General features: G+C 45.8%; 15 protein-coding genes and 3 riboswitches. Of the genes, 8 read left to right on the forward strand and 7 right to left on the reverse strand.

Going from position 1 to position 16,002, the window contains the following annotated elements:
• Nucleotides 1-94: 94 nt before the first annotated feature.
• A complete protein-coding gene (gene yxiS, locus ACQE26_RS05160) occupies nucleotides 95-403 on the forward strand; it encodes a protein YxiS (RefSeq protein ID WP_500470859.1) in 309 nt (102 codons plus the stop codon).
• Nucleotides 404-543: 140 nt separating this feature from the next.
• The gene (locus ACQE26_RS05165) at nucleotides 544-1,218 is read left to right on the forward strand and encodes a DUF3298 and DUF4163 domain-containing protein (RefSeq protein WP_500470860.1); all 675 of its coding nucleotides are present in this window, start codon (nucleotides 544-546) and stop codon (nucleotides 1,216-1,218) included.
• A 47-nt stretch (nucleotides 1,219-1,265) separates the two neighbouring features.
• Here the strand turns inward: ACQE26_RS05165 and ACQE26_RS05170 are convergent, their stop codons facing one another.
• Nucleotides 1,266-2,459, reverse strand: a complete 1,194-nt coding sequence (locus tag ACQE26_RS05170; protein ID WP_500470861.1) for a NupC/NupG family nucleoside CNT transporter — start codon at nucleotides 2,457-2,459, stop codon at nucleotides 1,266-1,268.
• A gap of 139 nt (nucleotides 2,460-2,598) precedes the next feature.
• Nucleotides 2,599-2,699: riboswitch (purine riboswitch) on the reverse strand.
• Nucleotides 2,700-3,061: 362 nt separating this feature from the next.
• Between ACQE26_RS05170 and ACQE26_RS05175 the strand changes: the two genes are divergently transcribed.
• Complete coding sequence (locus tag ACQE26_RS05175; protein ID WP_500470863.1) at nucleotides 3,062-3,943, forward strand: putative RNA methyltransferase; 882 nt, start codon at nucleotides 3,062-3,064, stop codon at nucleotides 3,941-3,943.
• Between the two features lie 34 nt (nucleotides 3,944-3,977).
• Here the strand turns inward: ACQE26_RS05175 and ACQE26_RS05180 are convergent, their stop codons facing one another.
• The 4 genes from ACQE26_RS05180 to pepT form a co-directional block, all read right to left on the reverse strand.
• Nucleotides 3,978-5,114, reverse strand: a complete 1,137-nt coding sequence (locus ACQE26_RS05180) for a 5-methyltetrahydropteroyltriglutamate--homocysteine S-methyltransferase (protein ID WP_500470864.1) — start codon at nucleotides 5,112-5,114, stop codon at nucleotides 3,978-3,980.
• A 78-nt stretch (nucleotides 5,115-5,192) separates the two neighbouring features.
• Nucleotides 5,193-5,279: riboswitch (SAM riboswitch) on the reverse strand.
• 84 nt (nucleotides 5,280-5,363) lie between these two features.
• On the reverse strand, nucleotides 5,364-5,840 hold the full coding sequence (locus ACQE26_RS05185; RefSeq protein ID WP_438420930.1) for an LURP-one-related/scramblase family protein: 477 nt from the start codon (nucleotides 5,838-5,840) through the stop codon (nucleotides 5,364-5,366).
• A gap of 102 nt (nucleotides 5,841-5,942) precedes the next feature.
• A complete protein-coding gene (locus ACQE26_RS05190; protein WP_003150808.1) occupies nucleotides 5,943-6,110 on the reverse strand; it encodes a hypothetical protein in 168 nt (55 codons plus the stop codon).
• Nucleotides 6,111-6,688: 578 nt separating this feature from the next.
• Nucleotides 6,689-7,921 carry a peptidase T gene (gene pepT, locus ACQE26_RS05195; protein ID WP_500470865.1) on the reverse strand — a complete coding sequence of 411 codons (1,233 nt, stop codon included), beginning with the start codon at nucleotides 7,919-7,921 and terminating at the stop codon, nucleotides 6,689-6,691.
• 193 nt (nucleotides 7,922-8,114) lie between these two features.
• On the opposite strand from pepT, the gene galE reads away from it, so the two are divergent.
• Nucleotides 8,115-9,131 carry a UDP-glucose 4-epimerase GalE gene (galE, locus tag ACQE26_RS05200; protein ID WP_438420928.1) on the forward strand — a complete coding sequence of 339 codons (1,017 nt, stop codon included), beginning with the start codon at nucleotides 8,115-8,117 and terminating at the stop codon, nucleotides 9,129-9,131.
• A 46-nt stretch (nucleotides 9,132-9,177) separates the two neighbouring features.
• Here the strand turns inward: galE and ACQE26_RS05205 are convergent, their stop codons facing one another.
• Nucleotides 9,178-9,717, reverse strand: a complete 540-nt coding sequence (locus ACQE26_RS05205) for a DUF4352 domain-containing protein (protein WP_500471455.1) — start codon at nucleotides 9,715-9,717, stop codon at nucleotides 9,178-9,180.
• Between the two features lie 346 nt (nucleotides 9,718-10,063).
• Nucleotides 10,064-10,166: riboswitch (guanidine-I (ykkC/yxkD leader) on the forward strand.
• Between the two features lie 65 nt (nucleotides 10,167-10,231).
• Between ACQE26_RS05205 and ACQE26_RS05210 the strand changes: the two genes are divergently transcribed.
• The 4 genes from ACQE26_RS05210 to ACQE26_RS05225 all read left to right on the forward strand — a co-directional run bounded on the left by ACQE26_RS05210 (nucleotide 10,232) and on the right by ACQE26_RS05225 (nucleotide 14,286).
• Nucleotides 10,232-11,068, forward strand: coding sequence for a YitT family protein (locus ACQE26_RS05210; RefSeq protein WP_016937469.1), 837 nt, complete (start codon nucleotides 10,232-10,234; stop codon nucleotides 11,066-11,068).
• 164 nt (nucleotides 11,069-11,232) lie between these two features.
• A complete protein-coding gene (locus tag ACQE26_RS05215) occupies nucleotides 11,233-12,126 on the forward strand; it encodes a PucR family transcriptional regulator (protein WP_500470866.1) in 894 nt (297 codons plus the stop codon).
• Nucleotides 12,127-12,243: 117 nt separating this feature from the next.
• Entirely contained in the window at nucleotides 12,244-13,344 is a 1,101-nt protein-coding gene (locus tag ACQE26_RS05220; protein WP_047475985.1) for an ABC transporter ATP-binding protein, read from the forward strand.
• 99 nt (nucleotides 13,345-13,443) lie between these two features.
• Nucleotides 13,444-14,286 carry a polysaccharide deacetylase family protein gene (locus tag ACQE26_RS05225; protein WP_500470868.1) on the forward strand — a complete coding sequence of 281 codons (843 nt, stop codon included), beginning with the start codon at nucleotides 13,444-13,446 and terminating at the stop codon, nucleotides 14,284-14,286.
• Between the two features lie 35 nt (nucleotides 14,287-14,321).
• Here the strand turns inward: ACQE26_RS05225 and cimH are convergent, their stop codons facing one another.
• On the reverse strand, nucleotides 14,322-15,665 hold the full coding sequence (gene cimH / locus ACQE26_RS05230) for a citrate/malate transporter CimH (protein WP_500470869.1): 1,344 nt from the start codon (nucleotides 15,663-15,665) through the stop codon (nucleotides 14,322-14,324).
• Between the last annotated feature and the right edge of the window lie 337 nt (nucleotides 15,666-16,002).

A 16,002-nucleotide genomic window follows, 5' to 3' on the forward strand; every position in this document is an offset into this window, starting at 1 on the left:
CGCACTTCCCGCTGTGAAATAAATGTTTCACCCTCTTTGGTTTACTTCCGCTCTGTGTTTGTGTATCTTAGGGATAGATTTTCTGGAGGAGCGAATGATAGTGAAGCCGTTTACTGAAAAACAACTCGAAGAATATTACCGGCGTGACGAAAACAGGATGATTTTGGTGTTTGCCCAATGGTGCGTCAATCATGACCTTGATCCGATGGCGATTTACAGCAGGGCTTACCCCGGACAGCCTTTAAACGAAGAGCTGCGAAAAACGGCTGAAGAGCTCGTCGTGCCGAAGGAGGAATCAGAACCGATTCCTGATCAAACCGTCATCGGCGTTTTGGAGATGTTCGGCAACTCTGATCTGGCGGAAGCTGTTTATGAAGCCATTGCGCAAAGACCTTCCCGGTAAAAGAGGCATGGATGATCCATGTCTCTTTTTTATGGAGAAAATGTGAGAGAAGGCCCAGAAACAATTTCCTGATCTGCGCTGTCTATAGTGTGTAACCCGTTTTCAAAAAGGGAACGGGTAAATGAAAAGGAGGAGTTGTGATGAAAAAGACATTCAAAATGATGGCGGCCGTGCTTTTGGCAGTGCTGACAGCCGCGCCGTTCGGAGGTTTCACCCCTTCAGCCGAAGCTGCACAAACCGCAAAGCCCGTTGTCAAAAGCCATACGTATAAGCATGTAAAGCAGCTGACATACCCCGAGGTCACAAATACGGGAAACGCATCTTTTGAAAAGAAAATCAATCAGGACTTCAAACGCTATATTGAAAACTCGTACAAAGAATATGTGAAAAACAAACAAGACGGTGAGAAACAAGGCTATAAAGCGGAATACCAAGCAGACTTCAAGGTGAAGTATAATCAAGACGGCAAGCTCAGCATTCTGACTGAAAACTACATTTACACAGGCGGCGCACACGGGCTGACATCCGTTCAGACCTTTAATTACGACCTGGCCGCAAAAAAACGGGTCACCCTCCAAGATGTGCTGAATACGAAAACGAAAGGTAACAAAACGAGAGACTATCTTTACGGCTACATCAAGAAACATGACGATCTGTTCGATCAGGACGTCAAAAAACAGGAGATCACCCTGAACAACGAAAGACCTTTCTTCTTTACGAAAAACGGCATTGCCGTTGTGTTCGGACAATACGATCTCGGGCCGTATGCGGCAGGAATCCGGGATGTTTTCGTGCCTGCATCCGTCTATCAATAAAAAAAAGCGATATCACTCCAGAACGGAGCGGTATCGCTTTTTTTCTTTTACCAGACAAACAATCCGACAATCGCCGCGCTCAATAAGGAAACGGCAATTCCGCTGACAAGCAGCTTCCAGACGTTTTTCCCGATGATGGCTGATTTTTCACCATCAAGCAGAGATTGATAAGATCCGTAGATCATACCGATGGTGCTGAAGTTTGCGAATGATGTCAGGAATGTCGTCGCCACGGCAATCGTGTGCGGCGGAAGTGAATTCAGATGCCCTTTCAGATCGGCCATCGCCACAAACTCGTTCGTCGCGAGCTTAATGCCCATCAGCTGTGCGACATACATCGCGTCATGTACGCCTAATCCGAGAAGGAAGGCAAACGGACTGAAAATGTATGAGAAAATCTTTTGAATGGTCAAACCGTGCACGAACAGTTCGAGCAAGCCGTTTAACGCAGCCGTTAACGCCACATACCCGATTACCATTGCTAAGATGACAATCACCATGTTCATGCCGACAAGCATACTGTTAGAAATCGTAGAGAAGAAGTCTTTTTTCTCCGCTTTTGAAGGTACGTAAATGATATCGTCCTCTTTAGAAACGTCAACGGGATTCAGCATATTTGCGATTAAAAGCGCGTTTAAGCAATTCAGCAGGATGGCTGTAAACACATAAGTGGACGGAACCATCGTCAAGTACGATCCGATGATCGAGCCGCTGATGCTGCTCATGCTCATCAGCCCGAATGTCAGAAGCCGATTGTTGTTGACGGCGGCAAGCTGCTGGCGGATGACGGCTAAGGCTTCCGTATTGCCTAAAAACATCATCTGAATGGAGAAAAAGCTCTCCAGCTTCGGCAGACGGGATATTTTAGAAATCAGCCAGCCGATTTTATCAATGAGCCACGGCAGAATACCGAAATACGACAGCATATCAAAGAAGGTCACGACGAAGATAATCGGCAGCAATGCGCTGAAGAAAAAATCAACCGTCGGATTGGCCATGACAGACGGAAAAGCGAACGCAATCCCTTGACTGGCGCAGGAAATCAGCCATGTAAAGAACGCGCCGATCTTCCCGATGACAAAGCCGCCGACTTTTGTCCCTAACATAAACCAAGTAATCAGAAACTCAAAGACGAGGAGCATGACAATCGGACGCCATTTAATCTTCTTCTTGTTGGGAGAGCATAAGAAAACAACAGCCATGACAACAATGAGACCGACAATGTTCAATAAAAAGTACATGTGAGCAACTCCTATAAGGGTATTATGGAAATAAAAAAAGCTCTTATTCGTCACAAATTCCTGAAAGCCAGAAAGTGTGATAAATAAGAGCCAAAAGAAAAGAATAGACTGACAGCATCATATGCTTTTCACTCGTTCAAATTTATGCAAACTTTCTTGTAGTCTAGTCTTTTACGGCACTAGGTAGAAACAATCAGACCATATTACTGATCATATACAAGAATAACGATATTACATGAGATAGCAGTATTTTATCGTTTCAATTTTTGAAAATCAACCTTTTTAGATATTTTCAAAATAATAAATTTATATTATAAATAAAGAAAATAAAGGATATGTAAAAGTAATTGGATAATAAAGGTATAAAACGCCCCTGAAATCCGTTCCGGTTCATTGTAAAGACTGGATGCAGCTGGGAAAATGGATCTGAGGGCACAGCCTTCAAAAGGCGGCAGAAAAGGGGTCATTTTCGTGATCATCCAGTTCATTCGTTACAGATAATGAGAGGTATAGATAAATAGGTTAAACCTTCCAATTTGGCAAGGTTTATTTGTCTATGCCTTTTTCATTTCATCAAAATAACGAATGAATGAGGTGTTTTTTTGGCGTCGATGAAAAGAAAACGCGCGGAATTACTGCAATCATGCCAGTCCGTATTCAGGTGTCCGCTATGCCGTACGGCCATGGCGGTCTCCCAAAATCAAAGCTTGATATGCGGAAACGGGCATACATTTGATATATCAAAACAAGGATATGTGAATTTCCTCAATAAAGCGGTCAAAACACGCTATGACAGGCAGCTGTTTGAAGCGAGACGCGAGCTTTTTGACAGCCGGGAGTTTTTTGCGCCGGTTCAAAAAGAGATCGCCGGCATCATCAGCCGTACGCAATCTCCGCAAAAACAGGCGGCGGTATTGGATGCGGGATGCGGAGAGGGCTCTCATTTAGCCGCCGTATGCCGATTGCTGCAGCCCGCTTTTTCTGTGACGGGAATCGGCATTGATCTCTCGAAAGAAGGTGTGCTGCATGCGGCAAAGGGCTTCGGGGATCAAATGGTTTTTGCCGTCGCTGATGTGGCGGATGCGCCGTTTGCCGACAGCTGTTTTGATGTCGTGATGTCTGTTTTATCACCTTGGAATTACAAGGAATGCAGCAGGCTTTTACAAAAGGGTGGCACAGTCATTAAAGCGGTGCCGCGGCGTGATTATTTGAAGGAAGTAAGGGAATTCTTTTTCGGAAACAGTCCCCGGCGGAATGACACCGCTGATTCAGCGGCCTGCCGTTTCCAAGCGGGCTTTCAAACCTTTGAGCGCAAACGGCTGCGTTACACGAAGACGTTATCGCAGCCTGATCTTGAACGGCTTGTGAAAATGACGCCCCTAACATGGAAATGTACTGAAGAAAGCATTCAGCGGTTTATCGGCCGAAAAGCGGCTGATATCACGATAGATATCGAAGTTTTAATCGGGACCGATCCGCTGTAAAACGGAAAAGACACGCTATTAGCGTGTCTTTTTTTTATTTCCAGACTTCACCGGCAATATCGACGACATGGCGCAGTTTTGCCCATTGCTGTTCTTCTGTGATCAGGTTTCCTTCCTCAGTGGAAGCGAATCCGCATTGCGGGCTGAGGCAAAGCTGATCCAGGCTGACATATTGAGAAGCTTCTTCAATCCGGCGTTTAACCGCGTCCTTGTCTTCGAGATCGCCGTGTTTCGACGTAATCAAACCGAGCACAAGCTGAAGATCAGAGCGTTTGACATAACGGAGCGGTTCAAAGCCGCCGGAGCGGGAATCATCATATTCCAAGAACAATCCGTCAAGGTCAAGCCCGTCAAAAATCGTTTCCGCCGCCGCATCATATCCGCCTTCAGCCGTCCATGTGGACTGGAAGTTGCCGCGGCAGATATGCATCGTAACCTTCAAGTCGGCAGGACGATCCTTAATGGCGTCATTAATAGAAGCTGCGAACAGCCTGCGCAGCTCATCCGGCGTCGTTCCGAATGCTTCAATCTGGCGAAGCCCCGCTTCCGATAAGAAAACGGCCCATGCGGTGTCATCGAGCTGAAGATAGCGGCATCCGGCGTTATAGAAAGCTTGAATCGCTTTTTTATACGCCTTTGATACATCATGCTGAAATTGTTTGTAATTATTCTGATACGCTGCTTTTTCCAATTTTCCGCGGAAAAACAGCATATTCGGGCTTGGAATCGTCATTTTTGGAACAGCATCGCCGGCAATGCTGTGAAGAAATTTATAATCTTCGAGCATCGGATGCTGAGAAAAATCAATATCTCCCGTTACTTTAATGCCGCGCGCTTTCGTCTGTACATTGTGAAACTGAATGCCGCTATCTGGCGTAAACGCTTCGACGCCGTCTAAGTTTTCGAGAAAATCAAAATGCCACCAGGCCCGGCGGAATTCGCCGTCAGTCACGACATTGAGGCCGGTTTCTTTCTGCTTTTTCACGCTGCGGATGATTTCTTGGTTTTCGATTTCGCGCAGCTGTTCTGCCGAAATCTCACCCGCCGCTCTTTGCAGGCGGGCTTGCTTCACAGCCGCCGGCCGGAGCAGGCTTCCGACCTGATCCGCGCGAAACGGCGGGTTTTTTCTAAGAAGAGTGTGCAATGGTTGTTCTGTGTTTTGCTGTGACATGAACGATTCCTTCTTTCCTCAATGAAATATAAAAAGCTCTTCCCTTGGATAGGGAAGAGCTTGCGTCCGCAAATCTCAACCTTATCTTCAGGATTTAGCACCATTCTGCTGAACAGCGGTTGCCGGGTATCATAGGGCCAGTCCCTCCACCTCTCTTGATAAGGAAATATGCTATTTTTCAGAATAAACTGTAATACTCTTAATCTTAGTATATTATCTTATATTGTCAATATATTTCGATAAATATTTTTATTTATCACCCTCAAATAGAATCATATCTATTACGATTGCGATCGCAAGACAAAGAACAATATCCTCTTCATTTTCAATCTCCAAATGATAAGAATCGCCCCAGCTCATCCATGATTTGGTGACGGTCATCCGGTTTGATTTCCCGTCTGTCACTTGAAAATTCCGTCCCCACACATCGCCGGTAATATCCCAGCCGACTCCGGAAATTTCAAATTTCGGTTTGAAAAACGTCATTTTCTTGATGACTTGGCATACAGGCTTGCCGCCGACGGAAATTTCGTAACGGGGAACGAGCGACATCAGTTTCTGACTGACGCTGGCGAGCGTGCGGCCGTCCAAATCAGTCAGCTTCAGTTCATCACCGAAAGAAAACAGCTTTCCTTCCACATTGTAGACTTCTTTTCCGCTTTCAAGAAACACTTGAAACCGATTCTTAAACGTAAACATCCGCTCTTTGATATAAAAATGATACATAAAAAAACTCCTTTTTTATGTTGTACGTAAAAAGGAGACGGATGGTTTCATATTGGAGGGGTGCACAAAAAAAGGCTGCCGATTTTGCGGCAGCTGTCGTTTTTATGATAGCGGCATCCGGCGTTTCTGACGGATCGCATTTAAATCAATGATGTTATTCGTGTCGGCAGCTGTCACCAGCGGGCTTGTCTTTGGCGTTTTCCGGCGGTTGTCCTTACTGAAAGAGAAAACCAGGTATCCTGTCAAAGCAGCAAAAATAAGTAGCATCATTTTACATACCTCCCAAAAAAAGTTTTGGTATTATTATTGTACGAAAAAACAAACGAAAAGTATTCAAACAATTGTCACTTTTTTAAAAAATAAAGACATTTTCCGTAAAAATGACTATGATCTGCAGTGGATTTTGCTCTTATTGTGGTTCTATAGATTGTATCGGCTGCTGAGTGATGATCGTTTATATAACTTTTCGACTATTTTTTGGCAGTGCCGAATTAACTAATACAGTGTTTTCGTTTGCCTTGTGTTATTCAGTACCCTAAAAAATCCTGGGATATGCAAAATAACTGCTTCTAACGGAAGATTATGATTTGATAACGCTTTCCTTATTTTTTGTAAGAAAACGAGATGTTATCTTACAAAAAATCGTCTGAACATTTTCCGCAGCTTTTTAAAAGGGTTCGATTTCGTCTCCAGAACGCGGGGGTCTTTTAAGGTTTTTTTCAATTCTCTTGCTACAGTGCCTCTTGCCATAGTCTTCACTCCTTCTTTCCATTTCATACCTTATATACGGAAAGAAAGAAGGAAAGGTTTCATGTGAAAGAAAAAAACCAAAGCAGGGAGCTTTGGTTTTACGCGCGTTCTTCAAACAGCCTGGCGATCTCAACAATGACGTTTACCGCCTTTTCCATATGGTCGACGGAAATGTATTCATATTTTCCGTGGAAGTTTTCGCCGCCCGTGAAGATGTTCGGTGTCGGCAGTCCCATGTAAGAGAGCTGTGATCCGTCGGTTCCGCCCCGGATCGGTTCGATAATTGGTTCGATGCCGAGGTTTTTCATGGCTTGATAGGCGATGTCGACAATTTCTTTGACCGGTTCGATTTTTTCTCTCATGTTGTAATATTGATCATGCAGTTCAAGCTTGATGCTTTCCTTGCCGTATTTAGCCGCAAGCGCGTCGGCGGTTTTCTGCATAAATTCTTTTCGTTCTGTAAAGCGGTCTCTGTCAAAGTCTCTGATGATGTACGACAGGGCGGCTTCAGAAACGTCTCCGTTCATTGAATTTAAGTGATAGAAGCCTTCATACCCTTCCGTATATTCCGGCGCTTCTTCTTTCGGCAGCGCGTGATGAAATTCCATCGCGATTTTTGAAGCGTTGACCATTTTGTTTTTCGCCGTTCCGGGGTGAACGCTTTTTCCGTAACAAGTAAGCTTTGCGGAGGCTGCATTAAAGCTTTCATATTGCAGTTCTCCGAGGGGGCCTCCGTCTATCGTGTAGGCGAATGCGGCGTTGAAGCGGCCGACATCGAATTTGTGAGGCCCTCTGCCGATTTCTTCATCCGGCGTGAATGCGACCCGGATCGTCCCGTGTTTGATGTCCGGATGGTTGATCAAGTACGCCATTGCCGTCATGATTTCGGCAATGCCCGCTTTGTTGTCGGCTCCGAGCAGCGTCGTGCCGTCGGTTGTAATCAGCGTCTGGCCTTTATAGCGGGAAAGCTCCGGGAACTGCTCAGGCGACAGGATGACGTTGAGTTTGTCATTCAGAACGATATCATGTCCGTCATAGCTTTCAATAATCTGAGGATTCACATTTTTTCCGGTGAAATCAGTCGCTGTATCTACGTGGGCCAGAAAACCGATCGTCGGCACGTCTTTATCCGTATTTGCCGGAAGAGTCGCCATGACGTATCCATTGTCATCGATTGTGATTTCTTTCATGCCGATCGACTTTAATTCATCTGCCAGCATGTTGGCCAATGTGAGCTGTCCGGGGGTGGATGGGCAGTTTTCATTGTTTTCGTCAGACTGTGTATCGACTTTTACATAAGAAGTAAAGCGTTCAATGATTTCGTTTTTCATACCGTCATCTCCTTTGTCTTATCTTACCATGTGCGGGGGAGGGATTTCTATTTCACAACCCGTTTGAATTACGCGAATGAAAACAAAATATGAAGAAACGATGACTAAACGATTAAACTTTCTGAAAATGGATGATAGAGGAAGAAAAAACCGATATAATATGGTCAATTCATTCAATAGGGAGGCTTTCTTCATGGCGATTTTAGTGACAGGCGGAGCGGGTTATATCGGAAGCCACACATGTGTCGAGCTGTTAAACAGCGGCTATGACATCGTGGTTCTGGATAATCTGTCAAATAGTTCACCGGAAGCATTGGAGCGTGTGAAAGACATTACCGGAAAAGGGCTTGTGTTTTATGAAGCGGATCTCCTTGACCGTGACGCCGTTCACCGGGTGTTTGCTGCAAATGAGATTGAAGCCGTCATTCATTTTGCGGGTTTAAAAGCGGTCGGTGAGTCTGTGGCTGTTCCGCTCCGTTATTATCATAATAATCTGACGGGGACGTTTATTTTATGTGAAGCCATGCAGGCACACGGTGTGAAAAAAATCGTCTTCAGCTCATCAGCGACGGTTTACGGCGTTCCGGAAACAACGCCGATCACCGAAGATTTTCCGTTAAGTGCGACCAATCCTTACGGGCAGACCAAGCTGATGCTGGAACAGATTTTGCGCGATCTGCATAAGGCGGACCCTGAATGGAGCATTGCGCTGCTCCGCTACTTTAATCCGTTCGGCGCGCATCCGAGCGGCCGGATCGGAGAAGACCCGAACGGCATCCCGAATAATTTAATGCCGTACGTCGCCCAAGTCGCTGTCGGCAAGCTTGAGCAATTGCAGGTGTTCGGCAATGATTATCCGACAAAGGACGGCACCGGCGTGCGGGATTACATCCATGTCGTTGACCTTGCCGAGGGCCACGTCAGAGCGCTTGAAAAGGTGCTGGACACAACGGGCGCCGACGCCTATAATCTCGGCACGGGAAGAGGCTACAGCGTTCTTGAGATGGTCAAGGCGTTTGAAAAAGTATCGGGAAAAGAAGTGCCGTACCGTTTTGCCGACCGGCGCCCGGGAGACATTGCCGCATGCTTCGCAGACCCGGCAAAAGCGAAGGCAGAATTAGGCTGGGAAGCAAAGCGAGACCTTGAAGAAATGTGCGCCGACTCATGGAAGTGGCAGTCCTCCAATGTGAACGGGTATCAAAAGGTGTAAAAGGAAAGAGACCTTCAAATGGCGAAGGTCTCTTTTATTACGGTCATTATTTAACTTTTACTTCAACATCGTTGCTGAATTTTAATTTCCAAGTGCCTTTAGAGTATGCGTTTTTATCAACTTCAAAGGCTTTTACGTCAGTAACTTTAATGTTCGGGTTCAAGTCACTTAAAATTTTACTGTTGTCTACTTTTGTTTCTGTTGCATAGCTTGAAGAAGCATCAATATCTGAATCATAGGATGTTCCTTTAGAATCTACTAATTTCGCTCTTGGAATGGAGAAAGAGCTTAACGGCTTGTTTGACACATTTTTAACTGTGTATTGAACAGCTACGATAACGCCGCCGTCAGACGCTTTTTTCTCGACAAATTGAGAGCCTACTGAATCTCTTTTTTCCACTTTCGTCACAGTAACTTCTGTTTTTTCAGTTTTAACAGTGTCACCGATGTTATACAGTTTTTCCTTGGACTCCGCAGCTTTTGAGGACGCAGTTTTAGATGATGAAGATCCGCCTCCGCCGCCGAGATTTACGAGAATGATAATAACCACTACTGCCAGAAGCAATGTGATGATTTTATGTCTCATAAAAAAGTTTCTCTGATCTTTACCGCAGTTTGGGCATTTTTTAACGCCTTTAGCGATTTCTTTGCCGCATGCCTTACAAGACACTAAATTGCCTGCCATAATATTTCCTCCTATGTAAACTATTTCTTGAAAACTACATACTATAATGACTGTAAAATAACCTATAGTCAATACAATTTTGAGAAAAATAGTATTTTGATGATTTTTTAGTCATATATTTTAAGGGCCTTTATTAGTATCGGCAGGTCGTTCGAATTTTTCATAGGTTTATGGAAAAAAGAGTGGTTGAACATGCTCGTGATTTCCCGTATAATCTTGAAAGAAATACAAAAACTGAACATAAAAAACAGTGGTTTTCTAGGGTTCCGCAATGCTGAATTGGTCTGGACCGAGAGAAAACACACAGCAGGTTTTTTGCTGTGACACGGTGGGATAAAAGCCCGGGAGTTTCTGCTCTTTTGATGAAGAGTGCTCTCCCGGGCTTTTTTGATTTTATAAAAAGGGAGTGTCTGGGATGAAAAAGAGGTTGCTGGATGTGCTGATGCTGATGATTGGGGCTTTTATCTTCGCATTGGCCGTTAATTTATTCGCCATTCCGAATGATCTTGGAGAGGGCGGGGTAACGGGGATTACCTTGATCTTGTATTATGTGTTTGAATGGTCGCCCGGGGTGACGAATATCATTTTGAACGGGATCTTATTGATCATCGGATATAAGTTTTTAGACGGTAAAACAACGCTTTATACGATCATTACTGTTGTCGCCAACTCGCTGTTTCTGCATCTGACGCATGACTGGCACTCGCCGTCACATGAACTCATTATTAATACTATTTTTGCAGGTGTGTTTGCCGGTGTCGGAATCGGAATCATTATCCGAGTCGGAGGCACGACTGCGGGATCTGCCATTTTGGCGAGGATTGCGAACAAATATCTCGATTGGAATATCAGCTATGCGCTTTTGTTCTTTGATCTGATTGTCGTCTTCAGTTCTTATTTCATCATCGGTGCGGAAAAAATGATGTTTACCATTGTGATGCTGTACATCGGAACGAAGGTGATGGACTTTATCATTGAAGGGCTGAATACGAAAAAAGCGGTGACGATCATATCTGAGCATAAGCACGAAATCGCTGAGCAGGTCAACACGCTTATGGACAGAGGGGTGACGCTGCTGTCGGGTAAAGGGAATTACACGGGGCAGTCGAAAGAAATTTTATATATCGTCATCCAGAAACAAGAGCTCTCCATGCTCAAGAAAATTATTAAAAGCTGTGATACAAAGGCGTTTGTCATTGTTCATGATGTGCGTGACGTCTTTGGTGAAGGCTTCGTCGATATCTCTAAATAAAAAAGATCCCTCTGCCGGTGCGGAGGGTTTTTTATATACCGGGGAGAAACGGTAATGATCCGTTTCCCGGGAAATAGCCGGAAAGCTGTTTCTAAAATGAAGTAGATACAACCCGCCGGACGTTTTATACTGAAAATATAATAGAGCGATAGAGAGGAGCGCATATGAACCCGTTATTGGCAATTTACCCGAGGGCTGTGCTGTCTGATACGTGCTGTGCGGCAGAGGATGTCTTTTGTTTTTATGATGAGAAGAGGCGGGTCTATGTCGCCATTCCGAAGGAGGATATCACCCCGAAGGAGAAACTGCTTTTGGAATCGTTTTTGACACCTGCTGAAGAGAAAGGCGTTTTTTTTGCAGAGACGGCGGAAGCAAAGAGGTGGCGGCGTTTTCTGCTGGAAGAGGGTCCGGTTCCTGACGTCAAAGAGTTTCGTGTCCGTTTTATTCATTATGACTTAATGGGGGAACGGAACTGGGGGGTGTTTACGGAAGCGTTGCGCCATTTTTGGCCGATTCCGTATACCGTTGTCCGGACGGGAAGGGATCAGGGCGTGATTGTAGAGGAAGAAAAGCTTGAAGCCCCTGATCCGGATGATATCGCATCTTTTGTAAAGGTTTCTGAATGCGATTTTTATTTCAGAGTCCGTTTCTTCATCGGGAGGTATTACGGTGCCGGGGAACGTCTGCGCCTTCATTATCGGAGAGAACAGCAATATTTTCAGATTGGAAGGCGTCATCTCCCGCAGCTGAGCACGCTGACCGCGGAAACGGTATTTCCGGCCATGCTCTCGGAAGAAAGCCGAGATAAGCTCTCTGCATTGCTTCACGAAGAGGCGGTGTTGCTGTTTCAGAAAGAACCGGAGCTGAAGCATACGATTCAGACTTTTATTGAACATAACTCAAACATGTCGCTCACATCGAAAAAACTGCATTTGCACCGCAACAGTCTTCAATATCGGATTGATAAATTTGCGGAACGCTCAGGTATTGATATTAAGACATATCGGGGCGCCCTGCTGGCTTATTTCATTTGCCTGCAGTATGAAAAATCACAGTAAATGGGAAATGTGCACGAAGGCTGCCGGCTTTTTTTATGAACATTGCCTATACACGCCGCCGCCGGAGGCTGTTACAATCCTATTTAAGAAAGCGTTTACAAATAAAGGGGGATATACATGGCGGAACTTCGGCTCGAGCATATTTATAAGTATTACGATCAAAAAGAAGCGGCTGTCGATGATTTTAACCTTCATATTAAAGATAAAGAGTTTATCGTGTTTGTCGGTCCGTCGGGATGCGGAAAGTCGACAACATTGCGGATGGTTGCCGGGCTGGAAGACATCTCGAAGGGCGATTTTTATATCGGAGACACGAGGGTGAATGATATCGCTCCTAAAGACAGGGATATCGCCATGGTGTTCCAAAACTATGCGCTGTATCCGCATATGACGGTCTATGATAATATCGCTTTCGGTCTGAAGCTGAGAAAGATGCCGAAACCGGAGATTAAAAAACGGGTCGAAGAAGCAGCGAAAATGCTGGGGCTCACAGAGTATCTGCACCGCAAACCGAAGGCGCTCTCCGGCGGGCAGCGGCAGCGTGTTGCATTAGGACGGGCGATCGTCAGGGACGCCAAAGTGTTTTTAATGGATGAGCCGCTGTCAAATCTGGATGCAAAGCTTCGGGTGCAGATGCGGGCTGAAATTATTAAGCTCCATCAAAGACTGCAAACAACTACGATCTATGTGACGCACGACCAAACAGAGGCGCTGACGATGGCGACACGCATTGTAGTCATGAAGGATGGGAAGATTCAGCAGATCGGCACGCCGAAAGAAGTCTATGAACATCCGGAAAACGTTTTTGTCGGCGGGTTCATCGGCTCCCCCGCGATGAACTTTTTTAAAGGGAAGCTGACTGACGGCGCCATTCAGATCGGTTCGGCCGCTCTCAGCGTGCCGGAAGGGAAAATGAAAATGCTCCGGGAAAAAGGCTATGCCGGTAAAGATGTGATCTTCGGCATCCGCCCGGAAGACATACATGACGAGCTGATTGTGGTAGAATCCTATAAGAATTCATCCATCACAGCTAAAATCAATGTCGCGGAATTGCTCGGGTCAGAAATTATGGTTTATTCCCGGATCGGGGATCAGGATTTTATCGCCCGGATTGATGCTCGCCATGACATTCATGCCGGTGAGGAATTGACTGTCGCTTTCGACATGAATAAAGCTCATTTTTTCGACAGTGAAACAGAAATCAGAATCCGCTCATGACGCAAAGCCGGACAGCTGGATGTCCGGCTTTTTTGATGTAACAATTTTTGCCCGTCGACCGATATAAAAAGTAAATAGTAGACAGAAAGCAGGAAAACCATGAAACGCATGATTACGTGCATGTGCCTTTTGGCTGCTCTGTTAACGCTTGCCGCCTGTTCGGACCATGAGGCAAGTGCCGAAGAGAGCATTCCGAAGGCAGAAGCGCACCACGATAAAAAGTCTGTAAAGCGCCAAATCAAAAAGGAGCCGGATACGTCCGCCTGGGTTAAAACGAAAGGAACGGCGAGACTGCCGATTCTGATGTACCACAGCATTTCTGAGGGAAACAGCCTGCGTGTGCCGAAGGAAGAATTCCAGCAGCATATGAAGTGGCTTCATGATCACGGCTATTATACGATGACTCCGGAAGAAGCCTATCTGATGCTGACGGAGGATAGAGAGCCGCGTGAGAAATGCGTTCTGATCACATTTGATGACGGCTATACCGACAATGTCAAAGCGGCGTATCCCATTTTAAAGAAATATAAGATGAAAGCGACTATCTTCATGATCGGTAACTTTATCGGACATAAAAATCACCTGACTGAGAAGCAGATGAAGGAGATGGCCGCAAACGGCATTTCCATTCAAAGCCATACGATGAACCATCTCGAATTGAACGGGCTCACGCCTCAGCAGCAGCGACGCGAAATGGCGGACTCTAAGCGTCTATTTGACCAAATGTTCGGGCAGCGGACGTCTGTAATCAGTTACCCTGTCGGACGATATAATAAGGAAACATTAAAAGCCGCAGCTGCTGCAGGCTACCGTATGGCGGTCACGACGGAGCCGGGAGCGGCATCGAGAGATCAGGGGCTTTACTCGCTTCACCGTGTCCGTGTGTCGCCGGACATGTCCGGTACGGCATTCGGCTCTTATATCCAAAATGTGATGAAATAACAGAGCCTCCGCATATGGCGGAGGCTTTTTTCCGTTTAATAGAATTGATGAAGCAACAGGAGGGTGACGCTCACGGTAATCGCCCCGCCGATTCTGGTCGACACTTGGGCAAACGGCATAAGCTCAAGCCGTTCAGCGGCGCTTAAGATCGCGACGTCGCCTGTGCCGCCCTGACCGGAATGGCAGGCATTGATGATCGCTGTCTCAATCGGGTACAGGTTCAGCCATTTACCGGTCAGAAAACCGACGGCTATCATCGTAATGACAATGGATAAAATGGTAATGATATTGCTGATATTAAACGCTGCAATCAGTTTGTCCCACGGTGTCATTGAAACGCCGATCGCAAATAAGAGCGGATACGTCACGGCTGTCGAGAAAAAACGCGAAACGCCGAAAGCTCCGTTTTCAATCGAGGCCGGCGCCAGCCTGAACAGCTTAATAAGCACGGCAAGGACGAGCATCACGACAGGAGCCGGAAGCTGAAAGAAATCATGCGCCAGCATGCCGACCAAATACAGGGAAACCGCTAAAATCCCCCCCGAAGCGAAAAAAGACAGATTAAACGCATTGTCATTGGCCGGCTGTTCCAATACAGGAGCGGATTGATCAGACTTATCAACCTTCCCATTGCCCGTCCATTCCGGCTTGCGTTTCCCGATGACGTTCAGCAAACCCGATAACATAATGGCACACAGGCTGCCGAGCATGATGGACGGCAGCACAAGCGCAAAGGCATCTCCCTGGGACATCGGCATCATATCGGAGTAGCCGATGGATAAAGGAATCGCGCCCTCGCCGACACCTCCCGCCATAATCGGGACGACAATATAAAGCAGTGTGTGCTGAAAACCGAGCCCGAGCAGCGTCCCGACGCATAAGCCGACGATGGCGGCCGCGATCGAGCCGGCGATCAGCGGAATGAAAATCTTGACGAAAGCTTTGACGAGAGTCTCTCTTTTCATCCCCAGAATACTGCCGACGACGATACCGGCAATAAATAGATAGAGAAAGTTAGAGTTTTCTGTGAATTCTGTTGTTGATGTAATAATATCTTTCGGAAGCAGGTGATAGTAGACGACAGCGGACGGAATAAAGGTTGCGAGGATCGCAGGGCCGCCGATGGAACGCACGATCGGAATGGATTTTCCGATCTGGCCGAAGGTAAATCCGAAAAAACTCATGACGGCAATCGATGTCAGGATGTCGCTTTTTACATCGTGTTTCATGACAAACACCGTAATAAGCAAGAAGAGCAGGATATAGATAGGAAGAGGAATAATGCCGATTCTTATATTCATTGCTCTGGCAAACCAATTATCAGTCCGTTGCTGTTTTGGGATTGAATCCGTTTGCAAATTTGGTTGAAGTTCTCCCATGCTTGTTCCCCCAGTCGTTATGTAGTGAAAAATATCCCCATTTAAAGTATACTAAAAAATTTAAATTTTTCATATATTAAGAATTTACTAGAAAACTTGCTTTCCCCTCTTTTCTTTCTCAAAAAGGCGATTTGGCGGCCTTTCTCGCTGAATAAAGCATTTTGTTCGCCACACGAATAAAAAAGAGGTACGATATGGAAGGGACAAAAATCCTAGGTGCCGACATAAAGTCTCTACAAATTCGACATTAATCGGTCACAATTTCAGCCTATTTTTAGGTATATCGATCTTTTTTTTTAGGCGGAATCGTTGTAAAGTAATGATATTGAATCATTTC

It is taken from the genome of Bacillus sp. 5RYD7K (assembly GCF_059831465.1).

Bases quoted from the DNA above. Each gene is read 5' to 3' on its own strand.
- yxiS (WP_500470859.1), top strand. From the start codon at position 95: ATGATAGTGAAGCCGTTTACTGAAAAACAACTCGAAGAATATTACCGG.
- ACQE26_RS05165 (WP_500470860.1), top strand. From the start codon at position 544: ATGAAAAAGACATTCAAAATGATGGCGGCCGTGCTTTTGGCAGTGCTG.
- ACQE26_RS05170 (WP_500470861.1), bottom strand. From the start codon at position 2,459: ATGTACTTTTTATTGAACATTGTCGGTCTCATTGTTGTCATGGCTGTT.
- ACQE26_RS05180 (WP_500470864.1), bottom strand. From the start codon at position 5,114: ATGTCACAGCAAAACACAGAACAACCATTGCACACTCTTCTTAGAAAA.
- ACQE26_RS05185 (WP_438420930.1), bottom strand. From the start codon at position 5,840: ATGTATCATTTTTATATCAAAGAGCGGATGTTTACGTTTAAGAATCGG.
- ACQE26_RS05190 (WP_003150808.1), bottom strand. From the start codon at position 6,110: ATGATGCTACTTATTTTTGCTGCTTTGACAGGATACCTGGTTTTCTCT.
- pepT (WP_500470865.1), bottom strand. From the start codon at position 7,921: ATGAAAAACGAAATCATTGAACGCTTTACTTCTTATGTAAAAGTCGAT.
- galE (WP_438420928.1), top strand. From the start codon at position 8,115: ATGGCGATTTTAGTGACAGGCGGAGCGGGTTATATCGGAAGCCACACA.
- ACQE26_RS05205 (WP_500471455.1), bottom strand. From the start codon at position 9,717: ATGAGACATAAAATCATCACATTGCTTCTGGCAGTAGTGGTTATTATC.
- ACQE26_RS05210 (WP_016937469.1), top strand. From the start codon at position 10,232: ATGAAAAAGAGGTTGCTGGATGTGCTGATGCTGATGATTGGGGCTTTT.
- ACQE26_RS05215 (WP_500470866.1), top strand. From the start codon at position 11,233: ATGAACCCGTTATTGGCAATTTACCCGAGGGCTGTGCTGTCTGATACG.
- ACQE26_RS05220 (WP_047475985.1), top strand. From the start codon at position 12,244: ATGGCGGAACTTCGGCTCGAGCATATTTATAAGTATTACGATCAAAAA.
- ACQE26_RS05225 (WP_500470868.1), top strand. From the start codon at position 13,444: ATGAAACGCATGATTACGTGCATGTGCCTTTTGGCTGCTCTGTTAACG.
- cimH (WP_500470869.1), bottom strand. From the start codon at position 15,665: ATGGGAGAACTTCAACCAAATTTGCAAACGGATTCAATCCCAAAACAG.